We start from the raw sequence: 15,267 nt of genomic DNA on the forward strand, positions 1-15,267 counted from the left end.
ATCGGACATCCCATCGCCGGGAGCGGGCTGGACGGCGACTGCGGTCCGTGTCGAATCTCTGGTTCGGTCGGGCACGGTCCCGACCGTAAGGCGGATCGAGGCCGGTCTCCGCCGCGTATACGCGAAGGCCCTGAAATATTCGGAAACCCGTATACAGTTCGGTGCAGGGTCAAACCCCCTGCCTGGCAAGGTATCCCGAGCGGCCGGACGATTTGCACGACGCACTTTCACTGGGAGAGCGGGGGACAGCAGCATGCACATGACCACCGGAGAGGTCGTTCGACGGCTTCGGAAATCTCTCGGTATGACGCAAGCCGAATTGGGGGCGGTCCTCGGCTACACTCAGCCGGTCATTTCACAACTGGAACACGACGGAGCGGCGATCCACGATGTGCGGGTGCTGCGCCGCATCGCCAAGGCTCTGCACGTCCCGCTTGCCATACTGGTGGTGGAGTCGGACGAGGAGGCGGATGTGAACCGTCGCAATTTCCTACGGGCCACTGCTCTCGGTGCGGGGACAGTCGGGGTTGCCGGAACCACAGGGCGCGCTGCCACAGCGCCAATTGGAAGCGTCCATGTCGGGGCCGCCGAGGTCGCCGAGATCACCGCCAGTACCAGCCAAATTCATGAACTCGATCTGCTCGTCGGTGGCGATCGGCTGTGCCGCCTCGCCGCCAACGAAGTGCGCTATGTCGAGCAGCTGCTCGATTGCGGCACCTACACCGAAGCAGTCGGACAGACTCTCACCAGCGCAGCCGCCGAGATGATGACCGCAGCGGGCTGGGTGCATTTCGACGCGGGTCATCTGAATCGGGCGCGGCACTACTACGCCGAAGCAGCCCAGACCGCGGCGGCGGCGAACGACGGAATCGCCGCGTCGCACGCCCTGCTCAACGCCAGCATGCAAAGTTTCCAAGGCGGATTCGGCCCGTCGAAACCTTCGAAAGAGGCACGTCCGGTGCATGGCGTCAACCTGGCCGGCGCTGCGCAGAACGCTGCACGCCGGGATGGCGGGCCGAGGCTGCGCGCCGTGGGCGCGATCTATGAGGCGGGCGCCCACAGCGTGACGGGCGACAGGAGCGCGATGGTGAACGCCATCAGCCGGGCACACCGCGCCTACGAATCCGGACGCGGTCACGACCCGGATTGGGTGCATCTGCCACCGTCGGCCTTGGCCGGGATGACCGGTTGGTCGTACATGCGGATCGGCGACCACCGCACGGCGACGGCCTATCTGCAAGAAGCGGTAGACGGCACAGCCTCATGGCCACGCGAGAACGTCGGCTGGCGTATCAAGCTGGCCGAGAACAACATTCAGGCGGGTGACATCTCCGCGGGCTGCCAGCTTCTGACCGACCATTTCGCGCAGATCAACAGCATGACGTCGACGCGGCTCCAGGCCACTATCGAGAGCATCGTGCAGGACGTCCGGTCGTACCCGGCGGTGCCGGAGGTACGGGAGTTTCTGGAGCTGGTGGCCGGCAGCTGACCATCGGCGATGTCCCGTCACAATCCTCCGGAGGGTCGTGACCACCGCTGTTCCGCGGCTTCAGTGATTATGGCGCGGGCGGCCTTTCCGAACACCGACTGGCGTGCGACGCTGTCGAATACCTCTGCGTACTGCGCGATTTCTCGCGGCTGGGTGATGGTCAGCTCTGCCGTGATCGCTTCGACCAGCACCATGCGGTTGTCGTAGATGACGAAATTGGTTGTGGCCATGGACAGTTCGGCATCGGCAGGAACGATGCCCACCAGCACGCGAGGCAATCCGATCACGGCGATGAGCCGGTCCAGTTGCCCGGTCATGACGTCGTCTCCGCCGACTGTGGTGTGCAAGGCCTGCTCGCCCATGATGATCCGGAACTGGCGCTTGCCGTGGTACAGGACTTGTTGCCGCTCGAGGCGTTTGGCGACGCCTTGTTCGAGGTCGTCCGGGATGCGAAAGAAGTCGATGCTCTTGCGCAGCACCGCAGCGGCGTAATCCGCGGTCTGGAGGATGCCCGGCACCATGATCGGCTGGTAGATGCGCATCAGATTCGTCTGCTGTGCGAGTCTTATGCGCCGTTGACGTCGCCGCTACAACTGGTGGTCCTCCACCAACACGACGTCTACGTCTGGACGAACCCCCCCGAGGTGCCGCCGGACACAGACGCGGTGAGGCAGCAGCTGGCGCGGTATCGCAACCTTTCAATATCCAGGTGTCCTAAGCGGAAGTCGCCCGTCCCACACAATAAACCGACCGGTTGTTTTAGATTAGTGATCCGATGCTTGCGAAGCCTTCTAGTGGCGTGTCGGACTCTCAAGTGTAACGCTCGATAGGTACAGCCTATCGGAGTGGGTCGTCGCCTATCGCGCAGCGGCAACACACCGCCTTATCAACAGCCCGGACCTCAGAACCGTTACGCAGCTGCGACAATCCAGACGACTAACGGCCTCGAACGCCACTCGGAGGCGATGTTTGATCGACTGGCTATCCTCCGGTGTTGGTCAGATGACCGTCCGTCAGTGTTGGACAGGCGGTTGAGCTTGACATGCCGAACGAAATACCGAACACCATCTATGTTTTCTATCACTGGTCAACCGCCACACCCCTAGGCTACCATGACACGAGTAGTTAAGAAGTGATGCTTGCAGCGCAAAAGCGACACGGTGAGGCCATGTCGCTATTTTGTGTTACATTATCGCCTTTTGGGACTCATGGTTCGGGTGATGGCTTCTGCTGGCACGCGAGAAGGTGACGAGAGAGCGATGACGATTTCAGATGATGACCAGCATTCAGACTCAAGTGGTCAGCCTGCCTCTCATCATAGCGGACATCCTTACGCGAACGAAGCCAGTCTTCGTGAAGTAGAAACTACCTTGAGTCGCGAACCATCACTACTGCACCTAATCCGTCAATGCTATCGAAATAATGTTCGAGATCCACGTCGGCTTCATAGGGCCAACCAGATACTCGATAACATTGGGTCAAGTGGACAGCGCCTGAAATCAGAAGAACTCTCGGCGCTGCCAGATATTCTATACTTTGGTGCCCAGTTTCGTCTTGCGTCGGAACATGGTATTGAACTGCCCGCTTATAATATATCCAAGGGATATTTTGATAACGCTCAGTATCCTCTTAGTTCAGTTCCGCCAAGTCGGCCGACAACCGATCCCGCCAGAAGATGGTCTCTACTCGGGCATCAAATTGGTTTTCCGATAGGGGTTTCGTCTTCGGCTCTAACGGCTAACTCCCTTTGGATCTATTACTTCGCACGACATGGCTTCAATGTCCTCACCTACAAGACGGTGCGTAGTAGATTCCATCCAGGGTTCGATAAGCCCAATTGGATTTTCGCCTCTAACATCAAAGATCCACTTCCAGTGACTTCGCATTTCAGATCTCATCATGTCACTGCCGAAGAAGACAATTGGGTGACATCCCCTGAGTTGGTCTCGACTGTAAATTCTTTTGGCGTGCCTAGCCTGGATCCAAAGGAATGGAAGCCAGATGTCGCTGAGGCGAAAAGAATAGTTGAGGCATTTGGCCAATGCCTTATTGTGAGTGTAGTCGGTGATATATACGATGGAGATGACCGTACCCGCACAACTCTAGTGAACGACTACGTTCGCGTAGCGCTTCATGCTGAAGAAGCGGGAGCAGATTCGATCGAGCTGAATCTGTCTTGCCCTAATTCCCTGGACCGAACGGGCAAGAATGTAATGCAACGTCCCGTTTGTCATAATGTTGATCTAACCGGTGAGATAATAAGATCGGTCCGGAGGCAACTCCAACCCGGGACAAGACTGATTGCCAAGCTTTCCTATCTACCGAAAGATCTACTTGAAACACTGGTCTCCGCGATAGGCAACTACGTTGACGCCATCGCCGGTATAAACACGCTCCAAGTCGATGCAAGCAATAAGGACGGCGAGAATGTATTCCCCGGACGGCCACAGGCCGGCTTGTCTGGACACGGCATTCTAAACTACGCATTGGAGTTTGTTCGCAATCTGTCCGTACTTAAAGTCACTCTCGGTCTTGAGTACGAGATAATCGGCATGGGGGGAGTCACGAATGCCGCCTCGTTCGAGGCCTTGTATAGTGCCGGATGCAATGTAGTGCAGACCGCTACAGGGGCCTTGGCCAATCCTGGGCTCGCAGCAGACTGCATCCAAGCTCTAGGCGATCAATTGCCGCTGACCGCAGGCATCAGCAACCCTGAGGTTACTGAAAGCGTGGCTCGATCACTTCTCGATGCGATCGAGCAGGGAAAAGGATCGACCGACAAGTATGCCTTGGCGGCCCAGATGTCGGTGTCACCAGGTCTAACTTATGCTGTCCTGGAGCAACTGGAAGGTAAAGGTCTCGTAAAACAAGCACGCTCACGACGTGGGCATCGTTTCTATGAGATCCCGAAGTAGGTGGTATAGCCTGGAACCGAACAATAGGTTCCGCGAAAGGCTAGGAGTTGACGACCCACCTAGGCATTGCTATAGTGTCCGGCTCCACGGTGGTGCTGACAATTCTTGTCGTCATCATCGACGTGCTGCGACACCGCGGTACGCTGGGCCCCGTTGACTACCTCACCTACTTTGTTTGGCTTCTCTTTCTCGCAAGCCTCGGCACGGTAATCTTTGGCGTCGGTGTACTCAGCAGCCAAGCTGCTGCAAATATCCCCTATGTAAGCGCCTTGAAGGGGGCAATTCTCCCTAGTGACTTAATCTTTGCCATTGGTTCACAGGTTGTTGCAGCCCGGAAGTTGTCCCTTCATGAGCGCGGATGATCCGCACGCTGCCGCCGCAGGAGATCCAGACGGTTTAGAAGTTTCCGAGGGTGGAGATTCTCACCTCAGGAAGGATGGCTCAAATCCGAAGCCTTCGTCTGCCGAAGGGCCACGAAAAGGGCTATTTGGTGGCATGGCGAGGTACCTGCAAGCGGCTCAGGGCTTCCTACGGGAGTTAGAGAAGGCCAGGACCCGGAGCCGCGTCGACCGGATGCGTTCCGACTGCGACCTATGGGCGAAACTGTTCCTAAGAAGCGTAGGGGACAAAGCCCCGATGATGCTTGCTGAGGAATATTTTCAGACGCGAGTTCTTGCGGACCACACCTTGTCCGAAACAGAGATGGCAAGACGTAGGTCGGATCTAGAAAAAGTCGCCGTAGCGGGAGATGTGCAGCCCTACGACAAAGTACGCCAAATTCTCGCCTACATACAGCGATACGGCGATGCATCATTCCTCACAGATCGGAGGATGGAAAAGATCGCTCAGGAATGGTGCGACCGTGAAGCTGGCGATGGTGATACTGCGATCGAGCCCAAATGAAGTTACCAATGCTAGAATGATGTATTCTCTATTGAAGAAATGTTAGACGCTCGACATAAAAGACCCTGGTGAAAAATATTAAACATTCTTAAGAATAAGTCCGATTTGGAGCGCAAGAATCACCTTGTTCACTATATGAATCCTGCCGTATCGGCCCGTCCTGCATCAACTCGCTTCAAATCGACATACACTGTCGGCGCTCTTTGTGCTGAGGTAACAACAAATGGTTGATGGTACTCCTTGATATTTACGCCGAATCGGCCGCTTATCGCTAGTCAATCTTCAAAGGATTGTTCTATCGGACGATCGGCAAGAGCGAAGCGATGGCAGGCGCGCTATCCCTGGTATCTAGCCCTCGCGGATAGCGACGAATTCGACTCCGCCGACGGTCGCGTTCTCGTCGCCGTACCCGAGTCCAGCGATGTTGCTGCGGCCTGGAAAACCAAGCGCGGCACCTCATTCCCTGTACTTGTCGGGATCGACGGAACCTCACACGCCTCGATCGGTTTGGCGCGCAAAGTCTTCAGTACGATGCAGCAGTCCGGCACCCTCCTCGTCGACACGAACGGCGTCGCCCGCCGCGCCGCGCTCAGGCTGGGCTTCGGCTACACCACGGCGCGCTTCGGAAGCGTAGACGAGATCTAGAAGAGGGAGATGTACTGCGACATCCTGGCGGAGCCGACGCTGCTGTTCAGCGACGAGATCGCACATTGAATTGGCCGAGCCGCTCGGACGGCTAGAAAAATAGGGCGGGTTCCTCGCAGGGCCGGATTCTGTCTCGAAACGTTGGCCGTAGCCGCAAAGCACGGCGGTGGAGAACATTCGCATCCATCGACAACGGCATCGGACATCACGCCGATCTGAAAGGGCAAGCACGCGTGGTCGATTCATCTCTCATCGAGCAGTTGACCGTCGACGCCACGACCTCGCCGCAGAGCGGCCGGCTACCGACGCGGTGAAGCCGGTGCTGGCGCGGTACCGGGAGGGCTGAGCGTTCGAACACCGCAGGTCACAGTCGTAAGTAGCGTTCTGTGAATCCTTTTCGGGTTGGGAATGCTCTTATTGTCGTGAAAGTCGAACTCAGATGTGGCAGTGCGCCGACCAGACCCGAATGGTCCCGGATGGAGACGGAGTGCCGAGCCGTCGAGGAGGTAGGTGGAGTGTCGGCCGGGTGGGTCGGTGTGAAGTTGGTGGAGGCGGCTCAGCGGGGGGATCAGGATGCGATCTCCGCGGTGGTGCTCGGGGCGCATCCGCATGTGCGGCGGTTTGCGCGGCAATTGTGTGCGTCTTCCGCTGATGCCGAGGATGCCGCGCAGGAGGCGCTGATCATTCTGTATCGGAAGATCGGGACATTGCGGGCCGCAACGGCTTTGGCGTCGTGGATGTTCCGGATCGTGCGAAACGAATGTCTGCGGCGGGCGCGGCCGGTGCTCGACTTGCGGTCGTGGGGCGGTGGTGGTGAGGACGATGTGGTGGGTTCCGCCGAGGACGAAGTGCTGCGCCGGTTCGAGGCCGATCGGATCGCGCAGGCGATCACCGCGTTGCCCGAGGTGCAGCGGCGGGTTCTGATCATGCGCGATGTGCTCGATTACTCGGGACGGGCGACCGCCGAGGCTCTCGGCCTGAGTATCGCCGGAATGAAATCGCAGCTGCACCGAGCGCGTACCGCGGTCCGGCAGAGTCTCGCGCACATCTGAATCGAAGGGAAGTTTCACCATGCTCGAAACCGGAACTCTCGCACCGGAACTGGAATTCGAGGACAGCGCCGGGCAGCCGTGGCGGCTGTCCGATCACCGCGGCGCGCACGGCACATTGCTGTATTTCATGCGGTCGACCTCGTGCCCGGTCTGCAACCGGCACGTCCGCCAGCTTCTCGTGGACCGCGACGACTTCGACTCCGCCAATGTTCGCGTCCTCATCGCCGTACCCGAGTCCCGCGATATTGCCGCGGCATGGAAAACCAAGCGCGGCATCTCATTCCCTGTACTGGTCGGGACCGACGGAATCCCACACGACTCGATCGGCCTGGCGCGCAAAGTTTTTGGCGCGATGCAGCAGTCCGGCACCCTCCTCGTCGACATGAACGGCGTCGTCCGCCACGCCCACAGCGCCACACTGCCCACCGCGGGTTACGACAGGAAAGGCATCAGCGCGGCCGTCCGCTCCCTGAGCACCGCCACCACAAACTGACCGAAGCTGCTGACACGGGCAATCAGCGAAGTTCGGCAATGACCGCTGTCCGTCGCAAAGGACGGTATAAGCTGCCCTAGGGGTCGAAACATGTTGTGGGGCAAGGGCCCAGTGTCATTCTGAGTCAGCTGACGCACGTTCACTGCGGAACGGGGATGCCTTGATGCACATGACAACCGGAGAGGTGATCCGCCGGGTCCGCAAGTCGATCGGCATGACACAGGCCGAACTCGCTGCGCTCATTCACCTCACCCAACCCGCCGTCTCCCAGCTGGAACACGACGGTCCGGCTGTTCACGATGTCCGCACGCTGCGTCGAGTGGCCCGTGCGCTCGGCGTTCCGCTTGACATACTGGTGGTGGAGGACGAAGAGGAGGCGGACGTGAAGCGACGCGAATTCTTCCGAGCCGGTGCACTCGGTGCGGGCAGCCTGGCCGCGGTCGCCGCAAGCACGTCGTCGCCCGCCGCGGTTCCGATGTCGAACATCAGGGTCGGCGCGGCCGATGTCGCCGCGCTTACCGACAGCGTCAATCAGATTCACGACCTCGATCTGGTGATCGGCGGCGACCGCCTGCGCGGTGTCGCGGCGGGCCAGGCGCGTTACGCCCGGCACGTTCTCGATGTCGGTGACTACAGCGAGGCCGTCGGCCGAGAACTCGCCGGCGCGACCGCCGAGATTTTGACCGCCGCGGGGTGGGTGCACTACGACTCCGGACGTCCCGACAGCGCGGGCCGCTATTACACCGAAGCGGCCCAGACCGCTGCGGCTGCTGACGACGGGATCGCTGCCGCGCACGCCTTCGGTAACGCCAGCCACCTGATGGTCAACCGATTCGGTTCGAACACCGCAGGCGACCAGATGGCCGTGCAATACGCTCGTGCGGCTTCGCGTGCCGCACGCAGCCACGGTGGACCGAAACTGCGGGCGCTGATGGCTCTTCGTGAAGCTGAAGCGCATGGTGCCCGTGGTGAACGGACCGAAACAGTGAACGCCATATCTCGCGCTTTCCGGGCCTACGATTCCGTCCGCGGTTTCGATCCGGACTGGGTCTACCTGCCGGAAGCCCAAATGAGTGGCGTCTCCGGAAAAGCGCACATGCGGCTCGGTGACCACAAGGCGGCAACGGCACATTTCAACGACGCGATCTCGAGCTCCGACGCCTGGCCGCGAGAGCGCGCATCCTGGCAATTGCACTTGGCCCACAATCTGGTCCGGAGCGGCGATATCGCCCAGGCATGCGCATTGCTGACGAACGCGTTCACCACGATTTCGGATTTGGCGTCTGCACGGCTACAGCGGCGGCTCGACGAAATCGCCGCTGCCGCAAGACCGTACGCGAAGGTGTCCGAAGCGCGGGAGTTTCTGGGAATGTGGGCTGCGCGAGCCTGAGTACACGCGACGTTCTGATTCTTAGTTGCGCTACTCCTAGTTGCGCGCGTTGAGGGCTGGTCGGATGTGTAGGTCGTCGCCGCACATCGTGGTTGTCGGGTAGCAGCGAGTTGGCGGGGAATGGGTATTGGTTGGCGTTCTGTCGGTGGCACGCCGGGGTGGGGTGGTGGAATCGTTGCCATGTCGAGTGGTTCGGTCACGTAGATGTTGGGCGGACCTGTAGTCGAGGTGTGGCCTCGGAGTGGAGGAGATCTGTATGGCGGCGTTCGTGCTGGTGCCGGGCGGGTGGCATGGTGGGTGGTCGTTCGACGGGGTGGTGCCGTTGTTGGAGCGGGAGGGGCATGTTGTTCGTGCGTTGACGTTGACCGGGTTGCGGGTGGGGGATGGGCCGGAGACGGTGGCGGGGGCGAATCTCGATACGCATGCCGCGGATGTGGTGGGGGCGATCGGGGATGCCGACGGGGTGACGTTGGTCGGGCACAGTTACGGCGGGATGGTGGTTGCGGCGGCAGCCGACCGGGTGCCGGAGCGGATTTCGCGGGTGGTGTTCATCGATGCGTATGTGCCGCGTGATGGTGAGTCCTGTTGGGCCGCAACGACAGAGCGGTATCGGCAGGCGTTCGTTGCCGGGGCGGCGAGTACCGGGTACGCCGTTCAGCCGCCGGAGGGTGGGGATCCTCGTCGGCGTCCGCATCCGATTGCCTCGTTCCTGCAGGCGATTCGGCTCACCGGTGGGCTCGGACGAATTCCTCGCAAGGAGTTCGTCTACTGCTCGGGATGGGCGGACCGGACACCGTTCGCGGAACTCCGCACCCGGCTGGCGGGGGATCCGGAGTGGCAGGTGCACGACCTTCCGACCGGGCACGACGCCATGCGGGAAGACCCGAAAGCTGTTGCCGCACTGCTGCTCAACGAATGAGCCGCCTGCCATGGTGGGGGATGTGCACGTAGATAGTGCTGGACCCTGATCCTGCGCCGATGCCGATGCCGATGCCGATGCCGATGCCGATGCCGATGCCGATGCCGATGCCGATGCCGATGGTCGCCCGCAGATAGTGCTGGACGTGCTGTGGGCCGATGCCGAGCGCTTGCTGCAACCGGGTGCCAAGAGGTTGTTAAGGCTCTCGGGAGAACGTAGTCGGTGAAGCAATCAGGTCGGCAAGGGTTTTCGAGAGTGGGCAGGCGGGGAAGACGTGTACGTACTTCGAAAGCTCGTGTGGGTCTTGGCGATGACGGCCGCGGTCGTCTCGGTGATCATGTTCTTCGTCGGCTTCGTGCCGATCGTCATCGGGATCGTGGACCTGACCAAGGACACCAGCGCCGCGCCGACCTGTGACGGCGAGGACATGACTCCGGGCACGCAATGTATCAAGTACACCAACGGACGTTTGACCAGCCGCTCCACCTATCAAGAAGCGCTCGAGGACCAGCGCGACAGTCACGAGACCGGGATACGGCTGCTGAAAATCGGCGGTGGGCTCATCGGAGGCAGCCTGGCCGTGTTCATCGGTTGCGGACTCATCGGCAAGGTCGTCGACCCGGACCCCGAGACCCCCGTGACTCCGCGTCGGCCACGCCCCCCGATGCAGGCGAGGCCGCCGCGCACCGCGCCGATGCCCACACTCGCCCCTCGACCGGCCGCGCCGCAGCCCGCCGCGCCGCGACCCGTCGCCGAGCGGGACGATTTCCGCCAGCTGCTGTCCATGGTCGGGGGCAGCACGGCGACCGCCGAGCGCCTGATCGAGTACGAACGCCGACGGCTGCCCGCCGCCGACCGAGCGACACTGACAGTGAAGGCGATCGACCGATTGCAGTGGGACCGCAGCCGGTAGCGCCCTCGCGAACATCCGGACTGTGGGCGAGACGATGCCCGCCGCCGATGTAATGCCGCTGAGGTCAGCGCGGGCGGCTCAAGTAGAGAACCGAAATCCGTTCGCGAATAAGAACTCTCAGCGCCGTCGCGGACGAAGGCAAGTAGCCCGCCGCGGCCTGCGAGTGGGCCCGCGGGTGTCCCGGTGCGAGGTGCGGGGCACGCGCTCCTCCGCGATGAGGGCGAGGACGCCGGCGCCCGCGAGGATCGCGTCCGCGCCGGGCACCGGGCCGAGGTTGCGCTCGGCGAGTGCTCGGCACAGTTCGCGGGTCGCCACCTGCACGATCGCGACCGGGAACATGCGCCGCACCGCCGCGACGATGCCGAAACCCGTGTGCCGCAACGAGAATTCACCCGACACGGACGGAATGCCGCCGGGGCAGGCGATCCCGACCGCGGTGATCTCGTCGTCGCCCGCGACCTCGAGCAGCAGGTCGCGGCAGGCATCCCACTTCGCCTCGGCCGGAAGGGCGATGCGACGGATATCGGCCGGGCCGACGCCCGCGGCCACCGGGGCGGCGGCGAGTTCGGCGCGGCCGATCGCCAAAGCCAGAACTGTCATGAATCGTGTACCACCGCAGTGTTTCTCAGTCGGCCAGGTGTGCGAGCAGAAAATCGCGCGCGGCCGCGGACGCCTGGTCGAATCGCTGCTCGTACACCGCGAAATGGCCGCCGGCCACCAGCTCGAGCTGTTTGGGTTCGAGGGCCTCGGCGAAAGCGGCGAGAGCGAGATCGGTCGGCGCGAGGGTGTCGTGGTCGGCGACCACCAGCAGCAGCGGCGTGGGGGAGATCCGGCGCAGGAAGGCCTCGGGCGCATAGGACTGGAACTTGTCCACGCTGCTCAACGTGACCTCGTTACGCCAGGTGGGGACCTGCGGCCCGTTGGCCATCAGCCACTCGTAGACCTCGAGGCCGGGCATCGCGACCAGGTCGGCGGGGTCGTCGGAGGCGGCCTTGATCGTCTGGTGCGGTGCGCCGCCCGCGCGGGCGAGCCGATCCGCGGCGATCGCCTCGTGCAGCACGGGCAGCATGGTCGGCGGCACCAGCCGGCTGAAGGTGGCCCACCCGTAGGTCAGCGGCACCTGGGAGACGACGGCGCGCACCCGGCGGTCGGTGGCCGCCACGACGAGCACGTGCGCGCCCGCATAGCTGGTGCCCCACACCGCGATTCGCGCGGCGTCGATGCCGTCGAGCGTCTGCGCGAACGTGATCGCGTCGCGGTAGCCCTCGATCTGCGCGGTCGGATCGACCTCGTAGCGCGGCTCGCCGTCCGAGGTGCCGAACCCGGGATGGTCGTACACCAGACACGCCAGGCCGGCCCGCGCGAAAACCTCCGCGAACGGCGCCACCCACTCCTTCACCCCGGCGAAGCCGTGCGTCATCACCACCAGCGGAGCCCCGGACTCGGGCGCTTGCTCGGGCCGGTACAACCACCCGCGCAAAGTGACACCGCCACTGGGGAACTCGACCTCGACGCGCATCGTGCCTCCGATACCATTACGCGCTGTAACGTAACGGAGCCTATGGGTCGGGTCGGTGTGGCGTCAACCACAATCAGGTTTGAACGCCGGGCCGATAGCCCACGGCGTCGAGCGCGGAGCGGACGGTCAGCTCCACCAGCGTCTCGTCGATCGGACCGAGCATCGGGATCAAGGCGCGCATCAGCATCGGGCCGGTGATGAGATCGCAGATCCACTCCGGGTCCGTGCCGGGGGCGATCTCGCCGCGAGCCACCGCGCGGTCGAGGATGCACGCCGTGGAGACCCGGCGCGGAATGAGGAATCGCGTCATGAATCGGTGTGCCAGGCCGGGACTGCGGGACAGGTCCTCGAGCAGGCCGGGCAGAGCGTTGCGCAGGACAGGGTCGTTGAACAACTCGACCTGATGACGTTGGATGGCGACCATCTCGGCCTCGATACCGCCCAAATCCTGTGCGCCGGGCTGCAATCCGAAACGGTCGATCAGCAGGGCCACGACCAGTTCGGCGCGGTCGGAGTAGCGGCGGTAGAGGGCGGGACGGCTGGTGGCCGCCTCGTCCGCGACGGCCTGCAGGGTCAGCGCGCCGTATCCGCGCTCGGCGACCAGCCGGGCCGCGGCCGCCAGCAACGCGGCATCCACGGCGGGATCGCGCGGGCGGCCTGACCGCGGCGGCGTGGGGTCCTGCATGCGCTCACGGTACTCAGCGGCCGTGCCGGTCGCGCGTCGCCGGGTCGAATCCGGCGGCCGTCCCTCATTCCTGCGGGAAGGCTGCTTCTTTCGAATATTTCCGGCCGGAACGGAATTCTCGGAGGGTTACTCCGTCGGGGGCGAGGGTTTCTCGGACCGCTCCGCCGCGGATGCGGGTTGTTCCGTAGCGACCGGCTCCGTCGCAGGTGGTTGCGCTGGGGCGGGCGGTTCCGGTGCTGGACTCGCCGGTTGCGTTGACGTGACCGGTTCCGCCGCGGCGGATGTTGCCTGCGCCGGTGCCGCGGTGGCGGCGACGATCGGAGACCGCAGGCGTAGGCGGGGGCGGCTGGCCGGGTGGTCGCGGAGCCACTGGGTCGAGGCCATGGCGGCGGCGAACAGCGAGAGACCACCGGCCACCAGGCCCCACGGTGTGAGACCGGCGCTAGAGTACGGTTTTCGCGCGATGCCGGGTATCGCGAGACTGCCGTTGCCGAAGGCCCACGCCATCAGCGAGCCGATCTGCCCGCCGGCGTCGTACTGGCGTGCGGTCATCGCCTTGAGTTCGGGCGCCTTGCTGTTGATGTAGACCAGCGTGAGGATGATGAACGCGGCGGCGGTCATCGCGGAGATGGCGGTCGCGCGGGCCGCGATCTCGGTGCGCAGCCGCACGTTCAGCACCGCCATGACGCAGGTGACGACGATGGCGGCGGCGGCCAGGATCGCCCAGATTCCGGTGATGCGCGCGACGCCGTTGTGCTGCTGCGACCAGGCCGACAGGTACGCGGTGGTCGCGTCGATCCGGCCGAAGGCGTTGGTGGCGGCGCGGCCGTCCGGGCCGGACGCGGTGAGCCAGGGCTGGAACAACAGGATGAGCGAGACGAACCCGGCGACCGCGGCACTGAGATAGCCCCAATTCGCCCGCACGAGCGCCAGATACGGCCCCAGGTCGGGGCGGCGGTACGCGGCACTTTTCGGGCGGTCCGGAGCCGGTGGTGGATCGGGCCGCCCGGGTGGAGTCTCGCTCCGCCCCCAAGGCGTGGGCTGTGCCATGGCCCGAGTGTAAGTGCGATGGAGCTGCGCGGATGGGGCGCGAAGTCCCGTCTCTGGGAAGTCCGCGCTCAGCGTCCGGGAATCGGCAGCGTGACGCCCATCAGCAGGTTGGCGATGATCGACCCGTCGGGCTGCTTGTCGCCGTAGACCATGACCATGGTGCCGGGGCGCGCGTCGGACACCCGCGAGCCCGGCAGCACCATGACGCGCGTGTCGGTGTCGGTGCGCACGACGGTCGTCGATCCCGATACGCCGCTGACCCGCAGCGACTCGCCGTCGTTCGCGGTCACCTTGCCGACCGCGAAACCGCTGGTGATCCGGATGGCCGGATTGCCGGTGCGCGGGCTCGCCGTCGACGTGGCCGCCCGGTTCGGCGCGTGCGGCGTGCTCGACGGCGACTCGAACGCGTCGTGGCCGAAGGCGATGAGAAGGATTGTGACGATGGCGATTCCGACGAACATCCCGGCTTCGAACAGGGGTGTGGGCTTGCGTCGGCGGGGTGGTTCGCTGTCCGGCTGCGGGTCGGGCGCGCTCGCGGGTGTCGTCTCGAGCTGCTCGGTGGGTAGTTCCTCGGTCCGGGGCGACCACGGGGTGCTCGGACTGGTCATCCGGCAAGCCTAAGCGGCGGGGCGGACCCGCCTGTCACCACTGGCGGGAGGTTCGCCGCGCGGGCCGGGCGGTAATCCCAGTGGACGGTAGCTTCGCTGCGCGGGCGTCCTAGCGGTCGTGCCGGGGGACGGTAGGTTCGCGTACGTACGTCCCTCGTCGGCGGGGAGATGTGGCGAGAGGAGGTCGATGTGGTGGTCGGTCTTGCGGGGCAGGCGATCACGCAGGTGGCGTGGGTGGTGACCGATGTGGACGCGGCCGAACGGTTCCTGAGCGCCTGCTACGGACTCCGCGCCTGGACCCGCATGCCCGACGTGCATTTCGGTCCCGAGCACTGCGCCTACCGCGGCGAGCCCGCGGACTTCACCGCGCACATCTCGCTGTCCTACAGCGGCGCAACGCAATTGGAGCTGATCCAGCCGGTCCGCGGTGTCTCCATCTACACCGAGTTCCTGGAACGCGGCGGACCCGGCCTGCACCACATCTGCACGGAGCCCGACGATTTCGACGAGGCGCTGCGTGCGGCGACCGCACAGGGGATCGAAGTGGTGCAGCAGGGCGACATGGGCGGACAGATGCGTTTCGCCTACCTCGACGGTGCGGCGGCGGGCGTGCCGTATCTGGAGTTGGCCGAGATCGGGCCGCACATGCGGAGATTTTTCGAGCAGATCAGGCAGGGCGCCTGACC

The 15,267-nt window shown here is 63.5% G+C and carries 17 protein-coding genes; 10 read left to right on the forward strand and 7 right to left on the reverse strand.

What is annotated here, in order from left to right:
- Window positions 1-259 precede the first annotated feature (259 nt).
- Window positions 260-1,489, forward strand: coding sequence for a helix-turn-helix domain-containing protein (locus IU476_RS11540; protein ID WP_267466422.1), 1,230 nt, complete (start codon window positions 260-262; stop codon window positions 1,487-1,489).
- A 17-nt stretch (window positions 1,490-1,506) separates the two neighbouring features.
- Here the strand turns inward: IU476_RS11540 and IU476_RS11545 are convergent, their stop codons facing one another.
- The gene (locus IU476_RS11545) at window positions 1,507-2,058 is read right to left on the reverse strand and encodes a DUF5753 domain-containing protein (protein WP_324194044.1); all 552 of its coding nucleotides are present in this window, start codon (window positions 2,056-2,058) and stop codon (window positions 1,507-1,509) included.
- 690 nt (window positions 2,059-2,748) lie between these two features.
- Here IU476_RS11545 and IU476_RS11550 point away from each other — a divergent pair.
- The 7 genes from IU476_RS11550 (at window position 2,749) to IU476_RS11580 (ending at window position 9,806) form a co-directional block, all read left to right on the forward strand.
- Complete coding sequence (locus tag IU476_RS11550; protein ID WP_195099397.1) at window positions 2,749-4,404, forward strand: beta/alpha barrel domain-containing protein; 1,656 nt, start codon at window positions 2,749-2,751, stop codon at window positions 4,402-4,404.
- A gap of 89 nt (window positions 4,405-4,493) precedes the next feature.
- Entirely contained in the window at window positions 4,494-4,766 is a 273-nt protein-coding gene (locus IU476_RS11555) for a hypothetical protein (RefSeq protein WP_195099398.1), read from the forward strand.
- Entirely contained in the window at window positions 4,753-5,307 is a 555-nt protein-coding gene (locus IU476_RS11560) for a hypothetical protein (protein WP_195099399.1), read from the forward strand. The genes IU476_RS11555 and IU476_RS11560 overlap by 14 nt, the downstream gene beginning before the upstream one ends.
- A 1,031-nt stretch (window positions 5,308-6,338) precedes the next feature.
- Window positions 6,339-7,004 (forward strand): RNA polymerase sigma factor, encoded by a 666-nt coding sequence (locus tag IU476_RS11565; RefSeq protein ID WP_324194013.1) that lies wholly within the window; start codon window positions 6,339-6,341, stop codon window positions 7,002-7,004.
- A 19-nt stretch (window positions 7,005-7,023) separates the two neighbouring features.
- A complete protein-coding gene (locus IU476_RS11570; protein ID WP_195099400.1) occupies window positions 7,024-7,497 on the forward strand; it encodes a peroxiredoxin family protein in 474 nt (157 codons plus the stop codon).
- A 163-nt stretch (window positions 7,498-7,660) separates the two neighbouring features.
- Complete coding sequence (locus IU476_RS11575; protein ID WP_195099401.1) at window positions 7,661-8,887, forward strand: helix-turn-helix domain-containing protein; 1,227 nt, start codon at window positions 7,661-7,663, stop codon at window positions 8,885-8,887.
- A gap of 256 nt (window positions 8,888-9,143) precedes the next feature.
- The gene (locus tag IU476_RS11580) at window positions 9,144-9,806 is read left to right on the forward strand and encodes an alpha/beta fold hydrolase (protein WP_195099402.1); all 663 of its coding nucleotides are present in this window, start codon (window positions 9,144-9,146) and stop codon (window positions 9,804-9,806) included.
- On the opposite strand, the gene IU476_RS36055 is transcribed toward IU476_RS11580, so the two are convergent.
- On the reverse strand, window positions 9,796-9,984 hold the full coding sequence (locus tag IU476_RS36055) for a hypothetical protein (RefSeq protein ID WP_228823477.1): 189 nt from the start codon (window positions 9,982-9,984) through the stop codon (window positions 9,796-9,798). The two genes, IU476_RS11580 and IU476_RS36055, sit on opposite strands and share 11 nt — an antisense overlap.
- Window positions 9,985-10,080: 96 nt before the next feature.
- On the opposite strand from IU476_RS36055, the gene IU476_RS11590 reads away from it, so the two are divergent.
- On the forward strand, window positions 10,081-10,719 hold the full coding sequence (locus IU476_RS11590) for a hypothetical protein (RefSeq protein ID WP_195099403.1): 639 nt from the start codon (window positions 10,081-10,083) through the stop codon (window positions 10,717-10,719).
- Window positions 10,720-10,836: 117 nt separating this feature from the next.
- Here IU476_RS11590 and IU476_RS11595 read toward each other — a convergent pair whose 3' ends face one another.
- From IU476_RS11595 to IU476_RS11615, 5 genes are all read right to left on the reverse strand, one after another.
- Window positions 10,837-11,319, reverse strand: coding sequence for a hypothetical protein (locus IU476_RS11595; RefSeq protein ID WP_195099405.1), 483 nt, complete (start codon window positions 11,317-11,319; stop codon window positions 10,837-10,839).
- Between the two features lie 25 nt (window positions 11,320-11,344).
- The gene (locus IU476_RS11600) at window positions 11,345-12,238 is read right to left on the reverse strand and encodes an alpha/beta hydrolase (RefSeq protein ID WP_195099407.1); all 894 of its coding nucleotides are present in this window, start codon (window positions 12,236-12,238) and stop codon (window positions 11,345-11,347) included.
- Between the two features lie 73 nt (window positions 12,239-12,311).
- Complete coding sequence (locus IU476_RS11605; protein WP_195099409.1) at window positions 12,312-12,923, reverse strand: TetR/AcrR family transcriptional regulator; 612 nt, start codon at window positions 12,921-12,923, stop codon at window positions 12,312-12,314.
- A gap of 126 nt (window positions 12,924-13,049) precedes the next feature.
- Window positions 13,050-13,973: a hypothetical protein gene (locus tag IU476_RS11610; RefSeq protein WP_195099411.1), complete on the reverse strand. Its 924-nt coding sequence runs from the start codon at window positions 13,971-13,973 to the stop codon at window positions 13,050-13,052.
- Between the two features lie 68 nt (window positions 13,974-14,041).
- The gene (locus IU476_RS11615; protein ID WP_195099413.1) at window positions 14,042-14,581 is read right to left on the reverse strand and encodes a hypothetical protein; all 540 of its coding nucleotides are present in this window, start codon (window positions 14,579-14,581) and stop codon (window positions 14,042-14,044) included.
- A 168-nt stretch (window positions 14,582-14,749) separates the two neighbouring features.
- On the opposite strand from IU476_RS11615, the gene IU476_RS11620 reads away from it, so the two are divergent.
- Complete coding sequence (locus IU476_RS11620; protein WP_195099415.1) at window positions 14,750-15,265, forward strand: VOC family protein; 516 nt, start codon at window positions 14,750-14,752, stop codon at window positions 15,263-15,265.
- Window positions 15,266-15,267: the final 2 nt, after the last annotated feature.

Origin of the sequence: Nocardia blacklockiae (genome assembly GCF_015477355.1) — a bacterium.
Taxonomy (GTDB): Bacteria; Actinomycetota; Actinomycetes; order Mycobacteriales; family Mycobacteriaceae; genus Nocardia; species Nocardia blacklockiae.

Bases quoted from the DNA above. Each gene is read 5' to 3' on its own strand.
- IU476_RS11605 (WP_195099409.1), bottom strand. From the start codon at position 12,923: ATGCAGGACCCCACGCCGCCGCGGTCAGGCCGCCCGCGCGATCCCGCC.
- IU476_RS11580 (WP_195099402.1), top strand. From the start codon at position 9,144: ATGGCGGCGTTCGTGCTGGTGCCGGGCGGGTGGCATGGTGGGTGGTCG.
- IU476_RS11540 (WP_267466422.1), top strand. From the start codon at position 260: ATGACCACCGGAGAGGTCGTTCGACGGCTTCGGAAATCTCTCGGTATG.
- IU476_RS11560 (WP_195099399.1), top strand. From the start codon at position 4,753: ATGAGCGCGGATGATCCGCACGCTGCCGCCGCAGGAGATCCAGACGGT.
- IU476_RS11550 (WP_195099397.1), top strand. From the start codon at position 2,749: ATGACGATTTCAGATGATGACCAGCATTCAGACTCAAGTGGTCAGCCT.
- IU476_RS11600 (WP_195099407.1), bottom strand. From the start codon at position 12,238: ATGCGCGTCGAGGTCGAGTTCCCCAGTGGCGGTGTCACTTTGCGCGGG.
- IU476_RS11595 (WP_195099405.1), bottom strand. From the start codon at position 11,319: ATGACAGTTCTGGCTTTGGCGATCGGCCGCGCCGAACTCGCCGCCGCC.
- IU476_RS11620 (WP_195099415.1), top strand. From the start codon at position 14,750: ATGTGGCGAGAGGAGGTCGATGTGGTGGTCGGTCTTGCGGGGCAGGCG.
- IU476_RS11610 (WP_195099411.1), bottom strand. From the start codon at position 13,973: ATGGCACAGCCCACGCCTTGGGGGCGGAGCGAGACTCCACCCGGGCGG.
- IU476_RS11575 (WP_195099401.1), top strand. From the start codon at position 7,661: ATGCACATGACAACCGGAGAGGTGATCCGCCGGGTCCGCAAGTCGATC.
- IU476_RS11570 (WP_195099400.1), top strand. From the start codon at position 7,024: ATGCTCGAAACCGGAACTCTCGCACCGGAACTGGAATTCGAGGACAGC.
- IU476_RS11615 (WP_195099413.1), bottom strand. From the start codon at position 14,581: ATGACCAGTCCGAGCACCCCGTGGTCGCCCCGGACCGAGGAACTACCC.